Source organism: Idiomarina sp., assembly GCF_048260185.1.
Classification (GTDB): Bacteria; Pseudomonadota; Gammaproteobacteria; order Enterobacterales; family Alteromonadaceae; genus Idiomarina.
The window spans coordinates 291,437-307,490 of record NZ_JBLXHB010000001.1 but is presented as its reverse complement, the minus strand read 5'-3'; the positions used below and the strand labels follow the sequence as shown (position 1 = coordinate 307,490).

At 44.1% G+C, this 16,054-nt stretch carries 18 protein-coding genes; 10 read left to right on the top strand and 8 right to left on the bottom strand.

The features are described from left to right. Positions 1 to 23 precede the first annotated feature (23 nt). Positions 24 to 1,406, bottom strand: coding sequence for a serine hydrolase domain-containing protein (locus ACN0RF_RS01550; RefSeq protein WP_417437817.1), 1,383 nt, complete (start codon positions 1,404 to 1,406; stop codon positions 24 to 26). A 139-nt stretch (positions 1,407 to 1,545) separates the two neighbouring features. Here ACN0RF_RS01550 and ACN0RF_RS01545 point away from each other — a divergent pair, with 139 nt between their 5' ends. Then, positions 1,546 to 2,541 carry a branched-chain amino acid aminotransferase gene (locus ACN0RF_RS01545; protein ID WP_417437816.1) on the top strand — a complete coding sequence of 332 codons (996 nt, stop codon included), beginning with the start codon at positions 1,546 to 1,548 and terminating at the stop codon, positions 2,539 to 2,541. On the opposite strand, the gene ACN0RF_RS01540 is transcribed toward ACN0RF_RS01545, so the two are convergent. After that, a complete protein-coding gene (locus tag ACN0RF_RS01540) occupies positions 2,538 to 2,852 on the bottom strand; it encodes an antibiotic biosynthesis monooxygenase family protein (RefSeq protein ID WP_417437815.1) in 315 nt (104 codons plus the stop codon). The two genes, ACN0RF_RS01545 and ACN0RF_RS01540, sit on opposite strands and share 4 nt — an antisense overlap. Before the next feature lie 16 nt (positions 2,853 to 2,868). Continuing rightward, the gene (locus tag ACN0RF_RS01535; RefSeq protein ID WP_081423223.1) at positions 2,869 to 3,009 is read right to left on the bottom strand and encodes a DUF3149 domain-containing protein; all 141 of its coding nucleotides are present in this window, start codon (positions 3,007 to 3,009) and stop codon (positions 2,869 to 2,871) included. 235 nt (positions 3,010 to 3,244) lie between these two features. Between ACN0RF_RS01535 and ACN0RF_RS01530 the strand changes: the two genes are divergently transcribed. The 7 genes from ACN0RF_RS01530 (at position 3,245) to ACN0RF_RS01500 (ending at position 7,437) form a co-directional block, all read left to right on the top strand. Then, positions 3,245 to 3,502, top strand: a complete 258-nt coding sequence (locus ACN0RF_RS01530; RefSeq protein WP_286822684.1) for a DUF883 family protein — start codon at positions 3,245 to 3,247, stop codon at positions 3,500 to 3,502. After that, positions 3,489 to 3,860, top strand: a complete 372-nt coding sequence (locus tag ACN0RF_RS01525) for a phage holin family protein (protein WP_417437814.1) — start codon at positions 3,489 to 3,491, stop codon at positions 3,858 to 3,860. Before ACN0RF_RS01530 ends, ACN0RF_RS01525 begins: the two co-directional genes overlap by 14 nt. 11 nt (positions 3,861 to 3,871) lie before the next feature. Next, positions 3,872 to 4,168: a hypothetical protein gene (locus ACN0RF_RS01520; RefSeq protein WP_417437813.1), complete on the top strand. Its 297-nt coding sequence runs from the start codon at positions 3,872 to 3,874 to the stop codon at positions 4,166 to 4,168. A gap of 72 nt (positions 4,169 to 4,240) precedes the next feature. Continuing rightward, the gene (locus ACN0RF_RS01515; protein ID WP_417437812.1) at positions 4,241 to 4,681 is read left to right on the top strand and encodes a BON domain-containing protein; all 441 of its coding nucleotides are present in this window, start codon (positions 4,241 to 4,243) and stop codon (positions 4,679 to 4,681) included. Between the two features lie 123 nt (positions 4,682 to 4,804). Then, on the top strand, positions 4,805 to 5,347 hold the full coding sequence (locus tag ACN0RF_RS01510) for a PH domain-containing protein (RefSeq protein WP_273025127.1): 543 nt from the start codon (positions 4,805 to 4,807) through the stop codon (positions 5,345 to 5,347). Continuing rightward, the gene (locus ACN0RF_RS01505; RefSeq protein WP_417437811.1) at positions 5,340 to 6,848 is read left to right on the top strand and encodes a PH domain-containing protein; all 1,509 of its coding nucleotides are present in this window, start codon (positions 5,340 to 5,342) and stop codon (positions 6,846 to 6,848) included. Before ACN0RF_RS01510 ends, ACN0RF_RS01505 begins: the two co-directional genes overlap by 8 nt. Position 6,849: 1 nt before the next feature. Further along, on the top strand, positions 6,850 to 7,437 hold the full coding sequence (locus ACN0RF_RS01500) for a DUF938 domain-containing protein (RefSeq protein WP_417437810.1): 588 nt from the start codon (positions 6,850 to 6,852) through the stop codon (positions 7,435 to 7,437). Between the two features lie 38 nt (positions 7,438 to 7,475). On the opposite strand, the gene ACN0RF_RS01495 is transcribed toward ACN0RF_RS01500, so the two are convergent. Further along, positions 7,476 to 8,102: an OmpA family protein gene (locus ACN0RF_RS01495; protein ID WP_273025122.1), complete on the bottom strand. Its 627-nt coding sequence runs from the start codon at positions 8,100 to 8,102 to the stop codon at positions 7,476 to 7,478. A gap of 159 nt (positions 8,103 to 8,261) precedes the next feature. Between ACN0RF_RS01495 and ACN0RF_RS01490 the strand changes: the two genes are divergently transcribed. Next, positions 8,262 to 9,077 carry an NAD-dependent protein deacetylase gene (locus ACN0RF_RS01490; RefSeq protein WP_417437809.1) on the top strand — a complete coding sequence of 272 codons (816 nt, stop codon included), beginning with the start codon at positions 8,262 to 8,264 and terminating at the stop codon, positions 9,075 to 9,077. A 72-nt stretch (positions 9,078 to 9,149) separates the two neighbouring features. Here ACN0RF_RS01490 and ACN0RF_RS01485 read toward each other — a convergent pair whose 3' ends face one another. Together ACN0RF_RS01485 and ACN0RF_RS01480 are read right to left on the bottom strand one after the other, a co-directional pair. After that, positions 9,150 to 9,719, bottom strand: coding sequence for a LemA family protein (locus ACN0RF_RS01485; RefSeq protein ID WP_011234809.1), 570 nt, complete (start codon positions 9,717 to 9,719; stop codon positions 9,150 to 9,152). A 10-nt stretch (positions 9,720 to 9,729) separates the two neighbouring features. After that, complete coding sequence (locus ACN0RF_RS01480; RefSeq protein WP_417437808.1) at positions 9,730 to 10,773, bottom strand: hypothetical protein; 1,044 nt, start codon at positions 10,771 to 10,773, stop codon at positions 9,730 to 9,732. Positions 10,774 to 10,974: 201 nt separating this feature from the next. Here ACN0RF_RS01480 and ACN0RF_RS01475 point away from each other — a divergent pair, with 201 nt between their 5' ends. After that, positions 10,975 to 11,910 carry a D-2-hydroxyacid dehydrogenase gene (locus ACN0RF_RS01475; protein WP_417437807.1) on the top strand — a complete coding sequence of 312 codons (936 nt, stop codon included), beginning with the start codon at positions 10,975 to 10,977 and terminating at the stop codon, positions 11,908 to 11,910. 89 nt (positions 11,911 to 11,999) lie between these two features. Here the strand turns inward: ACN0RF_RS01475 and ACN0RF_RS01470 are convergent, their stop codons facing one another. Together ACN0RF_RS01470 and ACN0RF_RS01465 are read right to left on the bottom strand one after the other, a co-directional pair. Then, on the bottom strand, positions 12,000 to 13,724 hold the full coding sequence (locus ACN0RF_RS01470) for a hypothetical protein (RefSeq protein WP_417437806.1): 1,725 nt from the start codon (positions 13,722 to 13,724) through the stop codon (positions 12,000 to 12,002). Further along, complete coding sequence (locus ACN0RF_RS01465; protein WP_417437805.1) at positions 13,724 to 16,039, bottom strand: hypothetical protein; 2,316 nt, start codon at positions 16,037 to 16,039, stop codon at positions 13,724 to 13,726. The genes ACN0RF_RS01470 and ACN0RF_RS01465 overlap by 1 nt, the downstream gene beginning before the upstream one ends. Between the last annotated feature and the right edge of the window lie 15 nt (positions 16,040 to 16,054).

Genomic DNA, 16,054 nt, shown 5'->3' with positions numbered 1-16,054 from the left:
TTCAGCTCACCCTGAGGGAGTTTTTATAGGGCTTTTAATACATCCCGTACAAAGTCATGCTCGTTGAATCCTTGTTCACCAGCAATATCATAACCGCGACGAACCACCACTAAATTCTTTGACGGGATAACAACCAAAAACTGTCCCCGGTTGCCACGGGCAGCAATAGTATCGTCAGGTAACTCAGGAAAGCGTTCATTATAGAGCCACCACTGCGCACCGTAACCCGGAGCATCTTCCGGCGGCTGAGCAGGCGCTGGCATACTAATATAACCCAACCAGCCTTTCGGTAAAATTTGTTCTCCCTGCCATTGCCCTTCCTGCAAATGCAAAACACCCAAACGAGCTAAGTCACGAGACGTCGTCCAAACCTGAGACGATAAAATAAAGTCTCCACGCCAGTCAGTTTCGAGAAAAGTATGCTGCATTCCTATTTTTTCCAGCAAAGCTTTATACGGGAATTGTAAATACTCTTCAGTTGTATCAAAACGCTCATGCAGTGCTCTTAAAGCCAACATAGTGTCGTTATTAGCGTACTTCCAACGACTGCCGGGAGCCACTTCAAGTGCCGTTTCTGTTGCCGTGTCGCTTACAAGTCCCCCACCCATATAAACCCGGTCTGTGCGATTCCCTGCGTTATTGCTGTCTAAACCCGACGCCATATGCAACAGATTTTCTAAGGTAATATGCCCTCGCGGGTCGAGCTGATGTGACCAATTAGAAATACCGGCAGGAGCATCCAGCTCTATTTTATTTTGCTGTATAGCCGCACCAATAACGCTGGCACCAATGCTTTTTGCGACGGACCAGGTACGCTGTGCCGTCTCAGGGCTAAAGCCTTCAAGATAACGCTCAGCAATAATTTCATCCGGCGTCACAATTAATACTGCCGAGGTACGCGAACCGGAGCCATACTTCTTGGTAAAGGCCTGTTTTAGTACGGATTCTAACTGAGCATTATCACTTGTTGCATTAACCTCTGCGCGTTTCCCCCAAGGAGCTCCACTGTCCTTATCCGCTGCTTTATCCCCACGAAAAGGATCAGCAACAAATTTAGCGTCATCAACGGTCGCTCCTACCGGTAAATCGACGCATCCTAGTTTTGATCGCCAGACCGAAATTCGCTCCCGACGCCCTTCATCGTAAGGTACCCTGACCCAGTTATTTTCTTTATCAACTTCAGGGGTCATACCTTTTACGCGTTCAGCAATTAAAGAATAAATTCCACTAAGTTCATGCTCCCGAACTTGCGCCATAGACTTATTAGCATTAAACACAGCACTACAGGTAAAACCCGCAGTATAACCAGCGGCGTATGCATTTAAGGTTGTTTCAGTTTCTTCAGCCTGAGTGTACCCAGCCGCCAGCAACATGCTGGCCAGGGTTATTTTTAATGTCTTATTCATTTATCACTTACCTGTTGGCTCTTTATCACAGTTCCTCAATGTACGAGCATGATGCAAAAGAAGCAAACCGCCAGAGTCATCCGAATGTTAAAAATTATGGTATATTACTGCGCATTATTTTCTAGATCAGGACAATCCTATGGCAGCCTTTGGCACCGTATTTATGCCACAAATGACGATGGCAACTTTCAAGAATTCAGACTGGAGCAAACCTGAATTAGTCTCTTCTGACGCAATACAGTTACACCCCGGAGCTCATGTTCTGCATTACGCCAGCACCTGTTTCGAAGGATTAAAGGCGTTTCGTCATGACGATGGCTCCATCAATCTATTTCGTATGAACCGCAACATTGAGCGCATGCAACAAAGCAGCCGTTTGCTTTCCTTACCGGCATTTGATGCCAGCTTGCTGCAAAAAATGATTACAGATGTTGTGAAGCACTTCAGCGATGAAGTTCCGGAACCACCGGGTTCAATGTACATACGCCCTACTCACATTGGTACCGAAGCGGCTATTGGCAAGGCCGCCTCGCCAACCAGCTCATCAATGCTTTATGTGTTGTTATCGCCTGTCGGTGATTATTTTTCCGGCGGCGATAAAACCCTGCGTTTGTTGCTCGAGGAAGACGGTTCACGTTGCGCGGCTCACATGGGTATGGTTAAAAGCGGCGGCAACTACGCCAGTGCGTTACAGCCCATTCTTCAGGCACGGGAATCCGTGAATGCAGATCAAGTTCTGTTCTGCCCTAATGGCGATGTACAGGAAACTGGGGCCGCCAACTTCTTGCTTATTGACGGTAATGAAATTATCACCAAAGCACTGGACAGCAGCTTTCTGCATGGCGTAACCCGGGATTCCATTCTCACCATTGCGCGCGATATGGGAATGACGGTGTCTGAACGAGAGCTTAGTGTAGGTGAACTGCTGGAGCGTGCCTCAAAACCGGATAGCGAAGCGGCTTTATCCGGCACCGCAGCGGTACTTGCACCAGTTGGTACATTAATTCATAACGGAAAAGAGTTTTCTGTCGGTAACGGAAACTCAGGCGCTACCACACTGAAATTACGTAAAGCACTGAATGATATTCAGTGGGGCAAAGCGGAAGATAAACACGGTTGGCTAACTAAAATCTAACCTTTAGGCGGCCTTACCACCCATTCAGGATCTTCGAATTCACCTAAAGGTGTTATTTCACAAAATGGGGCAGCACTGCGAATAATCTTAGCCACTTCGGAGTTATGCTGTCCTTCCATAGCGTCACGTTTTTCCTTGCTGTCCCACGACGCTATGGCTATTAACGTTTTGTCATCATCGATTTTGCGGTGTAACTCGGTACCTCGGGCTCCCGGCGCTTGCTGGATTATTTCACTGGCTTTTATCCAGGCCTCTGCATACTCCTCTGCCGTACGACCTTCTTTGATACGAACCTGAAAAATATACTTCATAGTTCCTCTTTTAGCGCTACTTACGTTTATTCTCTGATTTAACCATTTTTAAGTAAAAGAAAATAGCGTAAAAAACACACATACCAATAACAATAGCTAAGCCTGTAAATGAAAAAAAGATGACCGGATCTTTAAAAAACTCTTGCCATAAACTCATGGTTATTCCCCTGTTTGAATTCTTGATTTCAGTTTATTCAAACTTGACAATGGCGATATTGATCCCAATCAATAACAGGAATAACACTGATCTTTTTAAGGGCTTTTCCGTTTATTCCTATAAAATTCCTTAAAAATATTCATCTTTACAGTTTGTAAAGCAGTGTAAAAAAATTTGCGTATATTCAAATTTACGTCTTTCCTTATAGGTACATTCATTAAAAACCGAGGGTATTATGAGTAACAATCAAGCAAAAGCAGAAGACGCGGTAAACAAGTCAGCAAATAAAGCTCACGACACCATCGATAAAGTGGCGGACGCAGCTAAACATGCCTCTGACAATCTGGGTGAAAAAGGACAAGACCTTAAAGCAACTCAGGAAAAATGGCTTTCTACTGCAACTGATTACGTTAAAGATAACCCAATTAAATCGTTAGGTATTGCGGCTGCAAGTGGTTATTTATTAAGCAGGCTGTTCAGTGACCGCTCATAATCAAACCGATACGGACGAAACGGAAAGCCTGCTTAAACAAGTTCAGGCTCTGGAAAGCGAAGTTCGTGGTGTTGTTAAAGCTCAACTGCAGCTCGCGGGTATGGAAACCCGTAGAGCTGGGGAGAGTTTTGTGCGTATGGTCGCTTTCGCTGTGCTGGCCGCTTGCTTAGCTTTTACGGCGTGGGCCGTTTTAGTTACAGCTGCTGTAATAGCGGTTGTAAATAGTAGTGTAATATCTTTAACAACAGCATTAATCATTGTTGCCGTCGCTCATTTGGCAGCGGCTTTTTATATTGTCAGATATATAAAACGAAGAAGTCGCGATCTGCTGTTTGCAGAAACCAGTAGCAGTCTCTAAGTGGAGGGCTTATGGCATCAAATCTTGATTATCAAATAGCGCAAACGAAAAAAGACCTTCAGCTTCGTAAATTAGCTGTTAAGGTTCGTTCACAAGGCGTTATTTCGACAACTCATGACAAGCTAGCCTCTCCCACGGCTCTTTGTGTTGCCGCGGGTGCAGGTTTCTTTATCGGAGAAATGGCAAATAGGCCGAAAAAGCAGACAAAGTCTTCCGGCGAGAAAAAATCCACTACAAATGCAGTAATTAAAGTGTTGAGGTTAATTGCTGGTGTACAAAGTGCCAGCAGTTTTGCAAAACATCTGTAAAGATAACCGTAAACTCACGCAGTTCAAGTTATAGTGAGTGTGGTAATGATTTTTAATAACAGGAGGTTACCCATGAAGAACTTTAAAATGGCACTACCAGCAAGTTTAATCGCAATTTCAATGCTGACTCTTTCGGGCTGCAGTGACGCTGAAACCGAAAAAGCGGAATCAAAAGCTGAAAAGACTATGCAGCAAGCTGAAGATAAAACTGAAAACGCGATGCAAGAGACTGAAGACAAAGCTCAGGAAGCAAAAAGCTACACTGAAGAAAAAGCTGAAGACGCTGGTGAATATGTTGATGATGCTGTCATCACCACTAAAGTCAAAGCAGTTATCTTCGAGGACGATAACCTGAGCAGCATGGATATCAATGTTGAAACGAACAACGGAATTGTTCAATTGTCAGGTTTCGTTGAAAGCGATGCCGATATCGATACTGCAGAGAATCTGGCTGCTACAGTTAAAGGTGTTAAAGACATCGAAAACGATATTCAGGTTCGCGAAGAAGATTAATTATTTTTTTAATACTCCCTGATAAAAAGCGGCTTCTAAGCCGCTTTTTTTATACCCTTAAAACTAGAACACCAAGTAGATTACTGATAACTTTAAGACAGAACAAAAATAAGAATTTAAACTATGTCACAAGATGCATTTAGCAATCACCCCATAACACCTGAAGAGCTTCCGCAGGCGAGCGCTCAATACTTTACGCCACTAAGTAACACCTATATAAAGGTCAATCTAATGTGCCGATTAGTTTTTTGGTTAGTGGTAGTAAGTGCTCTATTAATTACTTATTGGCAGCCCTGGATTGCTCTTCCCAAGCTAATGGAACTTTATTTACCTCAGATACAATTAGCTGCCGGAGGGCTTGGTTTATTAAGTTCGGCTTATGGCATTTTAGCTGACAAAAACAAAGGGTATGCCATACGTGAGCACGACTTTAGCTATCGTAGTGGTGTTATATTCCAGTCAGTAGTCAGTCAGCCTATTTTACGTATTCAGCATGTTGAATTAAAACACGGACCGATTGACCGACACTTTGGACTGTCCAATCTGGAGATTTTCAGTGCCGGCGGTGCCATGCACACTTTCGCAATACCGGGCTTACCAGAAGAGAAGGCTCGCGAAATACGTTCCTACGTACTGACCCATAGCGACATCGCAGCCAATGACTAGTTACCAGAACCAATGGCTGAAGCTATCACCTGTAGCGATTATTTATTTCGCTGTTCAGTTCATCAAAACCATTGGTAACAACTTATTTTATTTACTGCCGGCTATTTTTGTTGGCTACAATCAGTTTTCAGAAAATGCCTTGATAATACTGTCCGGGCTTGGCGCTCTATTAGTCTTTGTCGCCATCTCCGCTTTGCTCAAATTTTATTTCTATCAGTACCGGTTGAGCGAAGGTCGAGTTCAGATTCATTCCGGCGTGTTCCAGAAAACGCATATAGACCTTCCCTTCGAGCGCATACAGAATGTCCGTTTTGAACAACCCATTTTTTACCGCCCGACGAATCATGTCTGCATGCTTCTGGACACGGCCGGTTCCAATAAACTCGAAGCAAAAATTATTGCTTTACCCAAAAACGTAGCCGAGTCTCTAAAACAAGAAATACTCGCTTATAAAACCGAAGATACTCATGAAACAACAGATCACCAAGCTCAGTTTAATGAAGAACGCCTGCTAAATTCCCGTTCCATGCGAGACTTAGTTATTCATGGCCTGGCCAGTAATCGTATCTGGATTGTGCTGGGTGCGTTAGCCCCTTTCTTTAACTCCTTTTCAGACAAGGTTGTTGAAAGCGTAGAAAGCTTCGGAGTGGATGTTGATGCGCTTATGGCCTCTTCACAATACGCTTTCTGGCAATACATATTATTCTTCTTTTCTATCGCCTTTATTGTTATTGCCCTAATGGCATTAATTTCTGTCTTAGGCTCTGTCATCACCTTCTACGACTTTAAGTTAACTCGCAGCGACGATCGTTATATTCGCCGCAACGGACTTTTTACCCGTCACGAAGTCGTTATGAAACTGTCACGACTGCAAATGATTGCGTTACAACAAAACTGGCTTGATCGCTTACTGCAAAGAGTTAACTTAAAGTTCGAGCAGCTCAACGCCAACTTTGAACGCCAGTCCGCAGGAACTTCAGGTGGCAAAATTATTGTGCCATCGGTTACTCTCGAAGAAGCACATAGCCTGGCAACAGAAACCTGGCCCAATAATCAATTAAGCAGCATAAGCTATAACCCGGTCAGCAAGCGACTAGCTATTAGAAACACACTCATCGCGTTTTGGCTGTTTGTTCCTTTTGCTTCCGTGCTTGCTTATTTTGAAAAAACAGAGCTGGCAGCAGCTTCAATTACTGCTTTTGTGCTAGCTACCGGCTTTATCATTCTGGCTTGGAAGCGCCGCGGCTATGCAATTGATAATAACTTTATTTATCTCAGAAAAGGCCTGATTGGGGTTAATTACCGCTGCTTCCCTATTCATAAAGTTCAGCAGACAAAGTTTTCGCAAAGCTGGTTTATGCGCCGCTTTCAGTTGTGTTCAGTAAAATTTGTACTAGCCTCTGGTGGTCAGACTCTGCCTTTTATTAATACTAGAATCGGTGAAGAACTCATAGACACCTGTCTTTATCAGGTGGAAGCATTAAAAAAGTCCTGGATGTAATATGGAACTACCTTTCTCGCAAGCCTGTGAAAACAACAAAGACCCTATACTCCGGGTTCTTAAAACGGCATTTTCAGACTGCACTCGTGTTCTGGAAGTAGGCAGTGGTACAGGCCAACATGCCGTGTACTTTGCCAGCCAGCTGCCTAATATTCATTGGCAAGCCAGTGATCAAAAAGAGTACCTACCGGGAGTAACAGCGCGGATAAAACAGGAAGGCGTAACTAACCAGCCATTACCGGTTGAATTTAATGTATTTGCAGACGCACCAGAGGGAACATTCAACGCTCTTTTCACCGCCAATACCTGCCATATTATGCCCAAAGAGGGGGTTGAAAGGCTCTTCGAGCATTTGGGAGACAGTCTTAGTAGTGTGAAATGTTTATGTATTTACGGACCTTTTAACGACAACGGTCATTTTACCAGCGACAGTAATCGTGGCTTTCACCAGTCGCTGCAGTCGCGTAACAACGACATGGGAATACGCGATTGGCAATGGATTGCAGAGCTGGCCAATCAGCAAGGCTTTGAGCTGAAAAAGATGCACCCTTTGCCGGCTAATAACCAGCTGCTGGAATTTTCACGTTAGCCCTTTATCAATCAAGGGCTAACAAAAGCTAAGATCCGTTATTTAGTATTAGGAACAATACGTAACTCTACCCGACGGTTTAACTGACGCCCGCTTTCGGTATCGTTATCTGCAACCGGCATACTCTCACCATAACCTTCGGTTGTTACCCTGCGTGAGTCCACGCCATTACCCACTAAGTTATTGCGCACGGCATTAGCACGGTTTAACGACAGTTGCTGGTTGTATTCCGCAGAACCTGTACTGTCGGTGTGTCCTTCTATCAGCATGGTAGTTTTTTCATACTTTTTCAGCACACGCGCAACATCATCTAATACTGGGTTGAAGCTTTGAGAAATATTCGCACTCCCGGTAGCAAAGGTGATGTTACTGGGCAATTGCAAACGCAGGTTATCGCCGTCGCGTATCACTTTAACACCACTGTCAGCCAGTTCTTCCCTGAACTCTTCTTCCTGTTTATCCATATAAGAACCTATAGCACCTCCGGCTAAGGCACCAACCGCAGCGCCCCAGACATACCGGCTTTTATCATGGTCGCCCGTGCCTTTACCCAGCAAAGCACCAGTGACAGCACCAATAGACGCACCTTTCTGGGTGTTACTCATATTTTCACACCCCACAAGTGCTAACGAAGAGAACATCATAGTCAAAACTAACTTTTTCATACCCTAACTCCATCAAAACAGTGAATGCCCAAAAGCTAGCATGCTTTAGTATAGTCTCTGATAAGATTTGCAGATTTTTTACTTAACTTATTTTCTCTTAATGCCCAGCAGTGATAACTTATAAGAAAAGTAGTAACTCACATATGCGTTTCCATTTATATGACAATAACTGACCCTACCGAGGCTCGTAAGGCCCTAATGACATTCTTGCGAGACAATGCCCCCGTAACAGTCATTACCGGTGCCGGCATAAGTACAGACTCAGGAATTCCCGACTACCGCGATAATGATGGCGAATGGAAGCGCACGCCTCCGGTTCAGCATCAGGATTACATGCGCAGCGAAGCGGTACGAAAAAGGTACTGGGCGCGAAGCTTGTTTGGCTGGCCAGTGCTTTATCACGCCAGGCCTAACTCAGCCCATTACGCGATAACCAAATTGCAACAGCAAGGGCTTATTGGCTGTGTTATCACGCAGAATGTGGACGGCCTGCACCAAAAAGCCGGAGCCACTCGTGTCATTAACTTACATGGATACGCCAACGACATGGTTTGCATGAGCTGTGGGGAAATTACCCCCCGGTTAGATATGCATGAGCGCAGTCTGAAATTGAACCCGAACTTTGCGGCTTTAGAGGCAACCGCCGCACCGGATGGTGATGCAGACCTTGAAGCCGACTTTGAACAATTCGAAGTCGCCGACTGCCGGAACTGCGGTGGTATTCTAAAACCCGATGTCGTTTATTTTGGTGACAACGTGCCACGCCCGCGGGTTGAAGAAGCTCAAAAGGCGCTAGAGGAGAGTAACGCCCTACTCGCTATTGGCACCTCGCTTATGGTCTTTTCGGGTTATCGCTTTGCCCGCCAGGCTCACCAAAACAATCAACCTGTTGCTCTGTTAACTCTGGGGAAAACACGAGCCGATGAGCTGGCAACTTTAAAACTGAACTGCTCTATAAAGGACGTACTGGCATGAACCAGAAGCTGTTATTCTTTCGAGTTAAGTGCCCGTTATGAAATTAACGGGCTTTTGGGGAGAGCAAGAGGATTAAATATTCGGCTTATACTCAAAACCTTCTTCAGCCTGCGAGTCAGAGAAGGTTTTTATTTTCTCTTTATGGTTCAGCATAGAGTTAACCAATGAATTTGGGAAAACTTCAATACCGTTGTTAAAGTCTTCTACGTTCTGGTTAAAGATACGAATTGCCGCACCAATGTTTTCCTGCTGGTCGGTAATTTCTCTCATCAATTTCTGATAAGTTTCTGAAGCTTTTAGTTCCGGGTAGTTCTCGACAGTAACGTTCAGGCTTTTAAGCAGTTCGCCAGTTCTGGCTTCCGCCTGCTCAAGCTTAGCCGTATCGACTTTACCACTATCCAAGCCCTGCAGAGCACTACGCAGTTCGGTCACTTTGGTTAAAGTGCCCTGCTCAAACTCTTTATAGTCTTTCACGACATCTTCTAAGTGCGGAATAATTTTATTTTTTTGACGCTCTTGTGTAATAACGTTAGCCCATGCTCTCTCGACAGCGTTCGCGCGGCTAATAATGGCGTTATATATAGCAATAACGGCTATTACTAAAACAAGGGCTATGCCAATAGCTATCCATGTTCCTGTCATTGTTTTACTCCTAAAAGTTACTGTCCAGTTTGGTCATTACATAGTGGATGAAATCAAGCGATGCCTTTAACTTTGCAAATTCCTGCTCGCCTTCTAAAGCTTCAATAAAGGCTTCATAGTCGCATATCTTAGCGTCTTTAGTTGTGGCAATAAGGTCTTTGTCCGCAAACGAAAGACACAAATCGCCGGCGTCATTCACCTCGAAGTTCACTTGCGACAGCACCTCAGAGAACTCCTCAAAAGCAATAACCACGGTCGGTTTCATTGCTTTTGCAGCTTCTAGTTCACTGGCAGCGACCACTTTAAATTCTTTGTTAAACCGGTTGGACGCTGGCTTATAAGTTGCTTTTCCTGCTCCCGGAAGGCCAAAACCTACAACAGCAACATTACGTAACAAACCGAAAGGCAAAATAAGCCCGTAGCGATCATAATGATCGTAGACCTTCTTTCTTCGGGTTTTTACGTTGCCTCTACTGTCTGTGTATGTCTCTGTAACTATTCGTTCGTCAACATAATGAAAATGGTAGTACTGGTACTTAAAAGAATACTCACTGCCGCTGTAGCTTCCATCGTAAAGCGCGCGAATTTCACGTTTATAATTACCCCGGTTAAAATCGCTGAAGCGCTGCTGGAAATCATTTGACGTCGCTCTGCCCTCAAATACAGCGGGCGACAAGTCGTTGTCCAGTAAACCATCGCGTTGCAGTAAAGCATGCGACGCCTTGGTCATAAGCCTACCCGGGTAAAAAGCGGTTATTCCGGCAACCAAAGTTAAAACACTACCTACGGCCAGAATAATCCAGGTACTTTGCTGAAAGCGTTGCCACTGAGACCAGTCCCAGTAAGTTAAGGCGGCGGTTGCCAACAAGAACACGGCAAAAGCTATCCAGTAAGCTTTCATATTAAACTGGTAGCTTCCGGAAAAAGCTTTCAGATCATCAATAACCACATCGAGATTCTCTCGGGTACGACTGTTATGCGCCTGCGTTTCAGTGCGCTTTAGCAATTCAATAAGGGCTTTGTTGTTTTTCTGATAGAGCACAGCAATCAACATAGGAATTAGTTAAAAATAGGTGTCCAGTTTAATGCTTCGGTCTTTTCGATACCAGTTAATATTTGTAAAACCAGCCCTTAACAGACTCATTTTATGAGTGTAAATGGCGCTAAAAAATTAAGCTTAACTAAATGCGCTTTTATAATTTCTGCTAAGATGCTTAGCTCCTATGCAAATAAAGACGCCATTAAGAGGTAATTAATGAAAGCTGTCATACTCGATGCAGAAACCCTGGGCAAGGGAATTGATCTCTCCGCTATTGAAAAGTCCGTCGACGAACTGGTTTTATATGATTCAACAACGACCGAACAGCTTAATGAGCGAATTAACGATGCTGAAATTGTTATCACAAATAAAGTCGTTATTAATGAACAGGCCCTTGAGTCCGCTGAACAGTTAAAGCTAATTTGCGTGTTAGCCACGGGAATGAACAATATCGACTTAGCTGCAGCAGAAAAGCTGAATATTCCGGTTAGAAATGTTGAGGCTTACGGTACACAAAGCGTGGTTCAGCATACTTTGATGATGATGCTTTCGCTGGCGACTAAGCAACCCGTTATGCAAAAACGCGTTGCCGCCGGTGACTGGCAAAGTTCCTCCATGTTCTGCCTGTTAGACCCATCCATTATTCAACTGGCCGGCAAGAAGTTAGTTATTGTTGGTTCTGGTGAGCTCGGCCAGGAGGTTAAAACTATGGCAGAAGCTTTGGGGATGCACGTTGAGTTCTCAGCACGCCCCGGAAAGAAAGATGACCCGCGTCCATCACTAAATGAGCTACTACCTTCTGCAGACGTCATCTCTTTTCACTGTCCGTTAACGAATGACACCAAAAATTTGCTTAACGCAGATAATCTCAAACTTTGTAAAAAAGACGCTCTGATTATTAATAATGCCCGAGGTGGTGTTATCAATGAACAGGATGTAACTGAAGCGCTACGAGCGGGAAAAATTGGCGGTGTTGCCGCTGATGTTCTGCCTCAGGAACCACCTAAAGATGGCAACCCCTTGTTGGATGCGATGAACGAAGGGTTAAACCTGATTGTCACGCCTCACAACGCCTGGACATCACCTGAAGCACGGCAGCGTATTGTGGAGCTTACTGCAGAAAATATTCAGAGTATTCAGGGAAAGAACTAAAACTTGAGTTAACTTTCGAAATATTAATGTGTTGGCAGCTATTTGCACGCTGCCAACACGTATTAGTCAAGGTTAATAAGCGCTTTCGTTTAGGGAAATTCACTCAGTTCAAATTCATCCTCAAAGCGCTCCTCTTTCAACCGGCCATCTTCGTAAACCGAGATTGAAAACGGTTGCCCTGACTGAGTATAAGACCAGCTTTTTCCATGTCGCCTGTCTCTTTTATACTCGCTGATATTGAACAATGCGCCTTCATCTGTGAAGTTGACAACAATACCGTCCAGGTAGCCTTCACTATCGAAGGACTCAACGCCACGCAAGTAACCTTGTGGAGAGTAAGTACGCCACTCCCCTACTTTAACGCCGTTTTCATAGCTTCCCCGGGATATTTCATAAGGCGCATAGCCAAGCGCAACTTGCCATTCTCCCTCGCGTTTACCCTCGACATACTTGCCTTCAACAACGATTTCACCGTCGGCGTATTCCTGGTAAGCCCCGTCTAACAAGTCGTCTTTATAGTGCTCGCGTAAACGCAAGTCGCCATTTTCACCATAGACTTCACGGACACCATCAAGCTTACCCTCTTGGTCGTAATGCTCGTTTATCTCACCGTAGCTGTCTTTTGAAACCCATTCACCGACTTTCTTACCATGGTCGTATTCACCGGACGTCGTAACCTTTCCGTCTTTATCCGTTATCGTATAAGGCCCATGCCGTTTACCTTCAACGAAACGAACTTTTTCCAGACCATTTCCATATCGGGAAATATAAAGGCCATGCAGATCGTAGCCTTTAAACTCGCGGCGGTCTCGCACGTTTCCATCTTCGTCATAGCTTTCGTTTAACCGCCAACTATTATCAACAGCTTGACGATTTAAGCGAGTCAGTTGCTCCGAGTCGTTGTACCATTTTTTCTCTTCGACTAAACCATGCTCAGCGGTTTCAACATGTTCCATTGAGCGTGTTAACTGACCGCTTTCATCATAGCTACGGGATGTAAGCAGTTTTCCATCGTCGTTACGCTTTTCATATTGCCTTAGCTCGCCGTTCTCGTAATACAGCTTAGTTTCGCCTACTCGTTTACGATTTTTATATTCTTGCGTTCGTTTAACCGAACCATCCTCATAATAGTCCGTCGACAAACCATTGAGCACACCGTCCTCATAAAAGGATTCTTTAACCAAATTCCCTTCAAAGTCCCAACGTTTTCCTATCCCTTGCTCAACATCATCTTTATATTCAGCTTCATACTTAACCTGACCATTTTCATAATAATGACGCATCAAACCATTACGTTCACCGTCTTTCATGGTTTTTTCGGTCAATAAGTAACCTGTCGACGCATAAGTTCTGTAAGGTCCATTGAGCTCACCATCTTTATAGGTCATCTCACGTTTTTTATGACCATTTTTGGAGTAAACGGTGGTTTCACCTTGCTGTTCACCATTAGTATCCCGCTGACCTTCCGATCTTAAAACACCAGATTCAAAATAGGTTTTATACGGCCCAATCGCTATGGCCTCAGCAAAATTAAGGGAATCAGCACCGGTTTCATAATAAGGCCCGCCATCAATGTAGTTGATATACAGGCGAAAACCGTCGTCTGTCTTTTCTACTTTATCTAATAAATATTCGGCTTCACTTCTGTCATCTGTTGGCTGTAATTCATCATCCAGCCATTTAATTGACTTCTCAGCTTCAGCCACTGTTTTTGGTGCTTCGTTATTCTGCCCGCTTTGCTCGGCAGAAAAAGCAAAGGCATTAGACACAATTAAACTGGAAGCGATAGCAAAAAGTACTTTACTGAAAGTCATTAATTGGCCTCCTGTAAAGATTCAAAATCAGGCATAGGGGGCAGTTGATGGGTCCATTCTTTTGTTACCGGGTCACCTTTAGCAACAAGTTGCTCAACTTTGTCTACTCGCCCACCAATGCGTAAAAAACCGTCATCGGACACAAATTCACTAAACTCTGTATTTAAGTAGTCGACAGAATAGCCCCCATCTTTCTGTGGCAGGACTGCTAACGCCTTTCCTTTAGCGTTCAAAAAACGATACTTTCTTAAGAACTCACTCATAGCAACTTCAGCTTGCTGTTCATCCCAGTCTTCACCCAATAGAGATTCAACCGGAATCATCCAGCTCTTTTCACCTAAGGCAATATCGACTGGCTGCCATTCAGGCTGCCCGTCACAACGAAGTTTTAAGGCCACTTCAGTATCATAAAAAAAGCGCTGTACACCATCGTCTGTCATTAATTGATAGACCACTTTTTTCGGCATTTTTAAATGCGAAACAACATTACGTCTATTGGGATCAGCGTTTTCTCTCATGACCAGCTTGTGTTTATTTCCCTTACTTTTAGCCTCGGTATTCAACTCACAAACACCCGCCTGTTCAGGGCTTAGAATTAAGTACAGCTGAGCTCGGTCAAAACTGGTAGGCTCTAATTCATCCAATGTCGATGTCGAGAACTCAAGATCCCGGTCATTAACTGAGACTGCCATCTCATCCGATTTGAACAAAGGAACGGTATCAACCGGGGCAATTGAGGTATCACTTCTAAGCGTTTCTTCATCATAAAAAACAATTTTCTTCTCAGAAGTTTTATTGTCTGTAACACGGTTGAATTTAAGTTCAATTGTCTCAGGCAATTCGTCCTCAAAAGCTATTCTCAGAGTTACCGCATAGTCGCCTCGTTTGGCAATAGCTAAAGCGCGGCTCTCTGCACTAGATACCCAGTTAGGTGCCGATGCATCTGTGTCGTAATTTAAAACTGCCCGGCTAACCCCATTTATCTGACTATCGAAATAAGAGTCATTAGTGGCCGTTAATTTCAGTTCAAACTCTTTGTCCTTTTTAGTGGGAGTCAAAATCGCTTTGGCGCCATGCATTTCTATGCTCGAGCCGTCTTTATCTATTGGAAACTCAACAATTTCATAGCTTGTTTCATAGCGTTCCAGAGTCGCTTCTATTGATGTCATTTGCTCAAGATCATCAACGACATCAGTCCAGCCCAAAGGGAGTAAATGTATTAACGTTTCTGATTTTTCGTTACGACTGTCTGTATAGGTGAAAACCCCGTTTTCATGAAGCTTAATATCAAGAGCGTTCCCCTCACTGTCTTTAGCGATAAGGTCTTTCACTTTTATCGACATAGAGCCCATACTTTCAAAACTTACCCCTGGATGGCTATATGTCAAAGAAATACGACCGCCGTAAAAATCCATTTTTCCTGAGTCATTAGCTAATACTTCTGCATCGGTCGCTTTGTTGTTTGAGTTAAGTTCGCTAAAGTCTGTATTATCGATGGTAAAAGGCTCGTCATAACCTAAATGCTCGAGGTTCTGACCATACAGCCAGTCTTCCGGGAAAATTGACGTCACCATTCGCATTGAGCCATCAGATACCGCAGCTTCTTCAGGAAGAGGCATATCCATAATCATGGTTAAACGCTGAGTCCAGCCAGTTTCACGTTCCAGCACAACGTAGCCGAACACTTTTGCCTCATTATTTTCACCTGAAGCAGATAAGGTCACCGTGCTGTCAGTAAAGTCTTCAACCGTAAAGGTAATTTCAGGTAAAGGACTTTTGAGTTCTAAAACCTGAGTCGCGCCTTTTTCAACTTTTAAGTCATTAATAAAACCCGGACGCCCCAACTCATCATTTAATATTTCCTGCAAAGGGTCTATTCCCTGCTTGCGGAAGTCCTCAGGCTCTTCATGAATAGTAAAGTCCACCATTGCACTGGTGTCTTTATCAATATCAACCGTGAACCCGGCATCCATCATTTTCCGAATGCTATCGCCAGAACTTCTACGACCGTCATCTTCAAAGCTCGTGAAATCACCCTGAGGAAATTCCATTCTCATATACTGGGGTCTCATTCTTATACTGTAGATATCCGGTTTATCGGACACTTCATAGTCCAGTAACATCATAGTTTTGAGTCTTTCTGAACGGTTGCCATAATGCTTACTCTCAACCTTGATGTTGGTATCCGAGTACATTTGATACCGTCGCTGCTCACCGTCATCGGGGTTAAACGATAAGATCTTTGGAGGGCCGCTTTCAGAACAAGCTACAACAAGAAGAGCTGAAAAAGCCACGAATGATAGACGCCCTAACATAAGCTTCCTTAAAAT